Consider the following 7,769-nt stretch of genomic DNA (forward strand, 5'->3'; position numbering starts at 1 on the left):
ACTGGGAAAACTCAGAACAAAGAGACACCCAACTCGCCCCTTGGACAGACTTCTACAACCAMCAAAGACCTCATGCTAGCCTCAACCTACGCCCGCCCATCAGCAGGCTCCAGATGTCAACAACCTCTTGACCTCCTACAGGCACCCGGTGTATGGGTTAATCAAATTTGTTGCCACACCTCTACGACGCCAAGAACTTCTTCTCAAACTCCGCCGCAGGCATCGGTTTCCCGAAGAGATATCCCTGGCCCTCATCACATCCGATCCGCTTGAGCTTCTGTAACTGCTCTTCGGTCTCGATGCCCTCGGCAATGACATCCAGGTCATAGTTCCGTGCCAGGCCAATCGTCGCCGCAACCGTTGCCTCGTCCCGCGTGGAGCAGCACATGTTGCTGGTAAAGCTCCGATCGATCTTGATCTGCGTGACGGGGTAATCGCGAAGCAGGCTCAACGAAGCAAAGCCGGTGCCGAAGTCGTCGAAGGCGATGCAGACTCCGGCCTCCCGCAACTGCCTCAATGTGTCCAGAATCACGGCATCCTGGTGCAGAATGATGTTTTCGGTGATCTCCAGCTCCACGTTCCGCGGCAGCAGACGATAGTCGTCGAGACTCTGCAGCACCTGTTCCACCAGATCGCCGGTAAGGAACTGGGCGGCAAAGAGATTGATTCCCATGCGGAAGCGGCCTTCGTCCCTCTGGCGCCAGAGAGCCGCCTGTTCACACGCCTTCCGTAACACCCATGTCCCGACGGTTCCCGCCAGGGAGCTAACCTCCAACAAGGGAAGAAACGCCGCCGGAGCCAGGTATCCCTTCTGGGGATGCCTCCAGCGAATCAACGCCTCGGCTCCCACCAGGGTGCCGCTCTGCAGGTGGATCTGTGGCTGATAGAAGAGCTCGAACTCCTCATTCTCGACGGCATGATGGAGCTCGGCATCGAACTGCCGCCGCTCGATGGCCTCCTGGCGAAGCGCCGGCAGATAGACCGACACATGACCACGGCCGAGACTTTTGGCCTGGTACAGGGCAAGGTCCGCATTTCCCAACAACTCTTCCGCGTCGCTCTGCTGCTCTGTAGCGAGCGCGATGCCGCAACTCGCCGTTACACGGATGCTATGGTCAGCAACGTCGAGCTGCTTGCCGATATTGGTCAACAGCGTGTTCGCAAAGGCACGGACGGCCGGAAGCTCGCACCCGCGTAGAAGCACGGCAAACTCATCGCCCCCCATGCGGGCCAGCATGTCGCCCGGCTTCAGCAGGCAGTTCATCCGCTCTGACAACGCATGCAGCAGTTCATCGCCCGCCTTGTATCCGAGCGTGTCGTTCATGTCTTTGAAGCTGTCCAGATCGATCACTAGCAGCGCCAGGGCAACGTGCTCTTCCAACGCCCCGGCAACCTCATGGCGCAGAACCTTGCGATTAGCCAGGCCGGTCAGCTTGTCGAAGTTCTCCAGCCGGAAGAGCTCCTGCTCATGGTTCCGCCGCTCGGTAATATCGGTCAGCATCAGGCCGTAACGATCTTCTCCCTCTTCCTTCCAGGTGAAGAACACGACCTCGACCGGCAGCATTGCGCCTTCAGAACGCAAGGCAAGGGTTTCGATGGGGACATGCTGCGAGACTCCGGTGGCAATAACATTGCCGATGAACTCCAGAATCCGCCGCTCGTCCAGACGCGGCAGAATCTCGCCAATAAGGCGACCGAGTAACGTCTCACGCGAAGCTCCCAGGACAGCTGCCGCGGCACCATTACAGAAGGTCAGCTCAAGTTTTCGATTGAAGCCAAGCAAAGGCCCCGGAGATGTCGCCGCGATCTGCTGGAACCGGCTCATCTGTTGCGCCACCTCCAGCCTGCGCAACTCCAGCTTGTCGCTGACCAGTGCTGCAAAGTCGCGAAGCCGTTCCTGGTCACGTTCCGAGAAGGTCGCATGCGGCGACCGGTCAATGACAGAGAGCGCGCCGATGGCATGTCCGGAAGGAGAACGCAGAGGCATCCCGGCGTAGAACCGGATTCCCGGCTCACCGGTCACCAGCGGATTGTCGTGGAAGCGGACGTCATGAGTAGCGTCAGGCACCACCATGACATCGTTTTGCAGGATGGCATGCGCGCAAAACGATACATCGCGCGACATGTCACAACCATCAATGCCGTAACGGGCGGCGAAGAAGACGTGCTGTTCGCCGATCAAATTGACCGCCGACATCGGCATCTGGAACATCTCAGCCGCGAGCCGGACAACCGGCGCCAGCGCAGGAAGGCCGAGCCGCTCGCTCAGAGCGTACTCCTCCAGCGCCCGCAATCGTCCAGACTCGTCGACCATGGTGGAGGGGCAGCGCATCAAAGACCTCCCGGCCGTCTTGTCCTGAGGCAGCGGGAGAGTCTCCCGCTGCCTCGTTTCAAAACCCAAACTTAGTTTGAGAATGGCGCAAGTAATTGCGTTGTACAAACAGCGACAAACACCATAACCAGCTTCCGGACGGGTTGCAAGCGTATCTTTAGTAAGCCCCAGGCGAGCGCAAAGCTTTTTTTCTAGAGCATTTTCCTATTGCTGTATCCCGCGAGGAGCGTGCAGCGGCGTTTTCATTGAGGAAAACGCCCACAGATGCACAAGCCCCTCCACTACGCCCACAGGAAAAATGCTCTACGCCGGCTGCGCCGCACGGCGGCGGCGGCCGCTCAACAGATAGATGGCCGCCCGCAGCTCCAGCAACGGATCGGCAGACGCTTCAATCCCTTCGCAGCGCGGAATGGGATCGAAGATGATGTGCTTCTGCTGTGCCAGGGAGTCCGGCATGACAGCGTTCAACTCCACCACACCCAGCTCCACCAGCGGCCGCGACTCCGGCCAGTGCACCGTGGCGTCATCGACTGTGTCCTCCGAGCCGGCAACCTGTACCAGAATCCGGAACCTGATCGGCGCCTTGGCGACGCGCTCGGCGATCTCGTCGTAGTGGTAGTTCTGGGCAAGCTTCGCCCCTTCCTCGTCGGTGAAGAACTGCTTGCCCGCCTCCGGAACGATGCGATAGCGGCCAAACTTTGTCTCGCCCTGCGCATTGGTAAACGCAAACGCGGTGACGCCGAAGTAGCTTTCGGTCGCCAGGCTGATCGGGAAGGGCTTGGGAGCCTGGACAAACGCCAGCGCCGCCGGATGCGAGCCGAGAAAGACCTCAACCGGCTTAGGCGAAGGGACATCCGGCCCGCTGGCGCCGATGGCTTTCAGCAGCTCGATAAATTCATCGCCGGTACGCGTCGGGAAGGCATCGATGGAATGGCTGACGATGTCGGTATGGACGTGCTCGGCCAGGTTGAAACGGATCGCCAGGCCGCGCGGATTAGCATCCGCCACGCTATCCGGCATCATCGGCAGACCGGTGGAGTTCGAGAAACGAGCCGTTATCGGCGTCGACGGACGGGAGACATGCGGCGCGCTGGTCAGGGACAGAGCCTCAGACGCCGCTGTAAAGGTGCCGGTCAGCATCAGCCCCTTGGCATGAGCAGCGCGGAAACCCGGATGAAGACCGAAGAGCGTGTCAAACTGGGCAAGAATACGGTTGGCGAGGTCGACGACGCGTTCATCGTTCGGAAGAGGCATAGGGGGGATCGATCTCCTTGGCCGAAGCCACTTGGTTTTGGCCGAAGCCACTTGGTTTTGGCCGGAGCCATTCCGTTTGAAGTGGGTAGACGCAGCTTACTCCATCTGCCCGCGCACAGGCGTAAACGTGCACTGCGGGCATAAAACGTGCACAGATATAGGGCCGACGCTTGGTACACTCGAACCTGTGACCGAGCTCTGCTTTTCCATCCTCGCGGCCGACTTTGCCCACCTCGCTGAGGACGTCGCTAAAGCTACCGAAGGCGGTGGCACGGTGGTCCATTTCGATGTGATGGATGGCGTGTTTGTACCCAACATCAGCATCGGGCCGCCGGTACTGAATAGTCTGCGCAAGGCGACGACGCTGCCCATCGACTGCCACCTGATGATCGCCAACCCCGATGCCTACATCCCCGCCTTTGCCGACAACGGCGCCGACTGGGTGAGCGTGCAGTGGGAGGCGTGCCGTCACCTGAACCGCACGCTGGAGCTGATCCGGAGCCACGGCATGAAGCCCGGTGTGGTCATTAATCCGGCGACTCCGGTGGAGTTTCTCACCGATGTGTTGGACATTGTGGATCACGTACTGGTGATGACCGTAAACCCCGGCTTCGGGGGGCAGGCGTTCATTCCCAGCACCCTGAAAAAGATCGAGCGCCTTGCCCAGATGCGGCAGGAGCGCGACCTGGACTTTCGCATTCAGGTCGACGGCGGCATCGACCACACGACAGTGGAGAGCGTGGTGAAGGCCGGAGCCGAGCTGCTGGTCGCCGGTACCTCGGTCTTTGGCCGCGGACAGGCAGTCGAAGATGCCCGCAGCCTGCTGGATCTGGCACGGAAGGCTGAACTGGCGCGAAAGACTGAACTAGCCACATCAGGGAGATAATTCGGGGTGCCTGTAAAAGCATCGGGACCATACCCCATCTCGCCATCTGACCGTCTAAAATAAACACACCTTCCTGCCGTGCCCGCTAAGCCGGGGGAAGGTTGCGCTCTCTCATCCAGAGAGCAGTGAGGTTGCATGCGCCGTTTTGTTTTCTCGACCCGTTTCGCACCGCTTTCCGCCGCCGTGGCTGCGGCCCTTCTGGCTGGTTCACTGAGCCTGCACGCACAGACGGCCGGCACGAATCCTGACGGTTCGCAGTCTGAGAGCGTCACGCTCTCCACGGGCAAGCAGGCAAAGAAGCGCAAAGGGGATGAACCGAAGGAACCCAAGGAATCCAAGAAGGACCAGAAGGTTCAGCAGTCCAAAGACACCAAGGCCGCCGAGAAGAAGCGCCTGAAGCGGAACCCACTGGCCGACGTGGACAAGAACCTGCCCGACAAGCAGCTCTACGACAAGGCGCTCGAGGCCTTGAACAAGGGCCACTTCGACGTCGCCCGTCTGGACCTGCAGACCATGCTCAATACCTATCCGGACTCGCAGTACCAGATGCGCGCCAAGCTGGCCGTCGCCGATAGCTGGTACAAGGAAGGCGGCTCCGCCGCCCTGGCCCAGGCCGAGGCCGAGTACAAGGACTTCATCACCTTCTTCCCCAACGTGCCCGAAGCTGCCGAAGCTCAGATGCGCGTCGGCGACATCTACTTCCGCCAGATGGATAAGCCTGACCGCGACTACACCAAGGCGATGCACGCGCAGGAAGAGTACCGGAACATGATTCAGCAGTTCCCGCAGTCCACGCTGGTGCCGCAGGCCAAGCAGCGTCTGCGTGAGGTGCAGGAAGTACTGGCCACCCGTGAAGCCGAGGTCGCTTCGTTCTACGCCTCCCACGAGAACTGGGCCGCCGCCATCGCCCGCTATCAGACAGTGGCCGACACCTATCCGCTCTACAGCGGCATGGACCAGGTGCTAATTGGTATCGGTGACGGTTATGCCGCGCAGGCGCGTTTCGTACGTGGAACCAATCTTCCCGAAGGTCCGAAGGCCAAGCTGGAGCAGGAGTTCGATGACCGTGCGATGGCCGCCTATACCAGGGCTGTGACCGAGCACTCTGCTTCCAACCATGTTGAGGATGCCCGCGACCGTATCGCTGCTCTGAACCGCCCGCAGCCTGAGGCCAGCCAGGAACAGACCGCAGCCAGCCAGGCGCTGGAAAACAGCCGCTCGCAGTACAAGCTGCTCGATATCGCCAAGATCATGTTCCTGCGCCACCCGGACGTCGTCCAGACCGCCACGGTTGGTGAGCCCACCATGGCTGATCCGCGTCCGACCCTGGCGCCCGAAGTAGCAAAGTTTGTCGAAGACTCCTTCCGAGAGGCGCTCAACCCCGGCACTTCGGCCGCGGCCGCTCCCAAGGCAGTCAAGGCAGCTCCCGCAGCCGCAGCCTCTGAAACGCCGGCGGCAGCACAGCCTGGTGCCCCGGCGGCGCCCGCGACTCCGCTCGGCTTCAACGACATCAACAACCCGGCGGATGGCTCGGCTCCGAACGCGGGAGCGGTCAATATGACGGCTCCGGCAGCCGCGCCGGCGGGCGGAAACGGCGTCGGTATCGAGATCGTGACACCCAAGGCTGGCGAGACGCCACGGACGTTCGGTCTGAAGGCCGTCGGTGGCGCTGAGAACAATCAGGCAGTCCCCCCGGTTGAAAAGCCCGCCGCGGCGGAAGACACCGTGAACGATATCGCCCCTGGTCAGAAGACTCCTGCAGCCCAGCAGGCACCCGCCAACGGCAAGAAAGCTCCGAAGCCTTCGATCGATAAGAGCGAGGAGAGCTCCTCCAAGAACAAGAAGAAGAAGGGTCTGGGCAAGATCAACCCGTTCTAAATACCTCTACGACTCACGAAAAAGCCCCGGCCCGCCGGGGCTTTTCGTTGGGGGGTCTCAAGTTTTCTTTATAAATGTTCCTGAACGGTCGGGGTCCCCGGCGAACTTATTCGCTGCGGTGATTAGTGAAGGACCTGCTTTTCAACGCTTCCGAAGACAACTACTCTCCAGGCACCCTCGTCGACCCCGGTGTCGTTCCAGTCTGCCCCGGCGCTGCCGRATCGATCTCTCCGGCCTTGTTCTCCGGCGTGCGGGAGTTCACCTTCGTCTGTCCCGGACCGGCGGTTGCCGGGTTGTCACCCTTCGGGCCCGAGGGAGTTACCTTCGCATCGCGTTCGTGTTGTTGTGTCGTCGCCATGCGCGGGTAAGAGTGCACAAGCGCGACCGCGGATGCCTTGTATCCTTAACGTGTGGCTCCTCCCTGTTTATTTCTTGATCGTGACGGCGTAGTAAACGTCGAAATTGGCTACCTGCATAAGATTCCAGATGTCCAGTGGATGCCCGGCATTATGTCGCTCATCCGCACAGCCCGCGCGCACGGCATGAAGGTGGCCATCGTTACCAACCAGGCCGGCATCGCCCGCGGCATGTACACCGAAGAGCAGTTCCATGAGCTGATGGTCTGGATGCGTGCCGAACTCGACCGCGAGCAGGCCGACGTCGATGCGGTCTACTACTGCTGCCATCACCCGGTGCATGGTGTCGGCGAATACAAGCGTGAGTGCGAAGAACGCAAGCCCGGCCCCGGCATGCTGCTGAAGGGCGAGCGCGAGCTCGGCATCGACCTTGCTACCAGTATTCTGGTGGGCGACCGCTGCTCCGACCTTGCCGCCGGTCATGCTGCAGGCATAGAACAGGTCTTCCTCATTCGGGGAACGGAAGAGGCCGGCTGCGGCGAACCGCACACGGCCATCGAGTCGCTGGCCGAAGTCGAACGCTGGATCGCAGAGCGCTATCAGAAGGTGTAACCAATGGAACGGATGAGGGATGTGCTGCGCAACACGCTGAGTAAGTCGCTACGCACGCTCAGCGAGACCGACCGGCTGGCGGCCGCATGGCCGGTCGTCGCCGGCTCTGCCATTGCCGCGCACAGCCAGGTGACTGCGTTCGAAGAAGGCACCGTCATCCTCTACGTGGACGACCCAGCATGGCGGCCTCAGCTTGAGGCCATGTGCGGACGCCTGGTGGGCGACCTGAAGAAAGTCGCCGGTGTCTCCGTGACCGGGCTGCGCTTTGTGTCGGGCCAGGAGCGGCCTCGCTATACTCAGAAGTGATGAGTGAGACGGTAACCCTTGACGTCGTACGCCGCGTGGCCGAGCTGGCCCTGCTCGAGCTGAAAGACGACGAAGTCGCCCGCATGCAAAAAGACCTGAACGCCATTCTTGGCCACATCGACCAGTTGAATGAGCTGGATACGGC

General features: G+C 60.9%; 9 protein-coding genes. 6 read left to right on the forward strand and 3 right to left on the reverse strand.

Translation table 11 applies throughout. The features are described 5' to 3' along the window. Positions 1-131, forward strand: a 131-nt coding sequence (locus AB4043_RS07240; protein ID WP_442306759.1) for an integrase core domain-containing protein, incomplete at its 5' end; no start/stop codon positions are given. Positions 132-181: 50 nt separating this feature from the next. On the opposite strand, the gene AB4043_RS07245 is transcribed toward AB4043_RS07240, so the two are convergent. Further along, entirely contained in the window at positions 182-2,332 is a 2,151-nt protein-coding gene (locus AB4043_RS07245) for a putative bifunctional diguanylate cyclase/phosphodiesterase (protein WP_442302170.1), read from the reverse strand. Between the two features lie 303 nt (positions 2,333-2,635). Beyond that, positions 2,636-3,586: a catalase family peroxidase gene (locus AB4043_RS07250; protein ID WP_442302169.1), complete on the reverse strand. Its 951-nt coding sequence runs from the start codon at positions 3,584-3,586 to the stop codon at positions 2,636-2,638. A 187-nt stretch (positions 3,587-3,773) separates the two neighbouring features. On the opposite strand from AB4043_RS07250, the gene rpe reads away from it, so the two are divergent. Both rpe and AB4043_RS07260 read left to right on the forward strand, forming a co-directional pair. Further along, the gene (gene rpe, locus AB4043_RS07255) at positions 3,774-4,472 is read left to right on the forward strand and encodes a ribulose-phosphate 3-epimerase (protein WP_442302168.1); all 699 of its coding nucleotides are present in this window, start codon (positions 3,774-3,776) and stop codon (positions 4,470-4,472) included. A gap of 135 nt (positions 4,473-4,607) precedes the next feature. Then, positions 4,608-6,350 (forward strand): outer membrane protein assembly factor BamD, encoded by a 1,743-nt coding sequence (locus tag AB4043_RS07260; protein WP_442302167.1) that lies wholly within the window; start codon positions 4,608-4,610, stop codon positions 6,348-6,350. Between the two features lie 160 nt (positions 6,351-6,510). Here AB4043_RS07260 and AB4043_RS07265 read toward each other — a convergent pair whose 3' ends face one another. Continuing rightward, a complete protein-coding gene (locus AB4043_RS07265) occupies positions 6,511-6,726 on the reverse strand; it encodes a hypothetical protein (RefSeq protein ID WP_442306758.1) in 216 nt (71 codons plus the stop codon). A 34-nt stretch (positions 6,727-6,760) separates the two neighbouring features. On the opposite strand from AB4043_RS07265, the gene AB4043_RS07270 reads away from it, so the two are divergent. From AB4043_RS07270 to AB4043_RS07280, 3 genes are all read left to right on the forward strand, one after another. Next, positions 6,761-7,318: a D-glycero-alpha-D-manno-heptose-1,7-bisphosphate 7-phosphatase gene (locus tag AB4043_RS07270; RefSeq protein WP_442302165.1), complete on the forward strand. Its 558-nt coding sequence runs from the start codon at positions 6,761-6,763 to the stop codon at positions 7,316-7,318. Positions 7,319-7,321: 3 nt separating this feature from the next. Then, the gene (locus AB4043_RS07275; RefSeq protein WP_442302164.1) at positions 7,322-7,624 is read left to right on the forward strand and encodes a DUF721 domain-containing protein; all 303 of its coding nucleotides are present in this window, start codon (positions 7,322-7,324) and stop codon (positions 7,622-7,624) included. After that, positions 7,624-7,769: Asp-tRNA(Asn)/Glu-tRNA(Gln) amidotransferase subunit GatC (locus tag AB4043_RS07280; protein ID WP_442306760.1), on the forward strand; the 146-nt coding region annotated here is incomplete at its 3' end. The genes AB4043_RS07275 and AB4043_RS07280, both read left to right, overlap by 1 nt.

Origin of the sequence: Terriglobus sp. YAF25, from assembly GCF_052113305.1 — a bacterium.
Lineage (GTDB): Bacteria > Acidobacteriota > Terriglobia > Terriglobales > Acidobacteriaceae > Terriglobus.

Bases quoted from the DNA above. Each gene is read 5' to 3' on its own strand.
- AB4043_RS07245 (WP_442302170.1), bottom strand. From the start codon at position 2,332: ATGCGCTGCCCCTCCACCATGGTCGACGAGTCTGGACGATTGCGGGCG.
- AB4043_RS07250 (WP_442302169.1), bottom strand. From the start codon at position 3,586: ATGCCTCTTCCGAACGATGAACGCGTCGTCGACCTCGCCAACCGTATT.
- AB4043_RS07260 (WP_442302167.1), top strand. From the start codon at position 4,608: ATGCGCCGTTTTGTTTTCTCGACCCGTTTCGCACCGCTTTCCGCCGCC.
- AB4043_RS07275 (WP_442302164.1), top strand. From the start codon at position 7,322: ATGGAACGGATGAGGGATGTGCTGCGCAACACGCTGAGTAAGTCGCTA.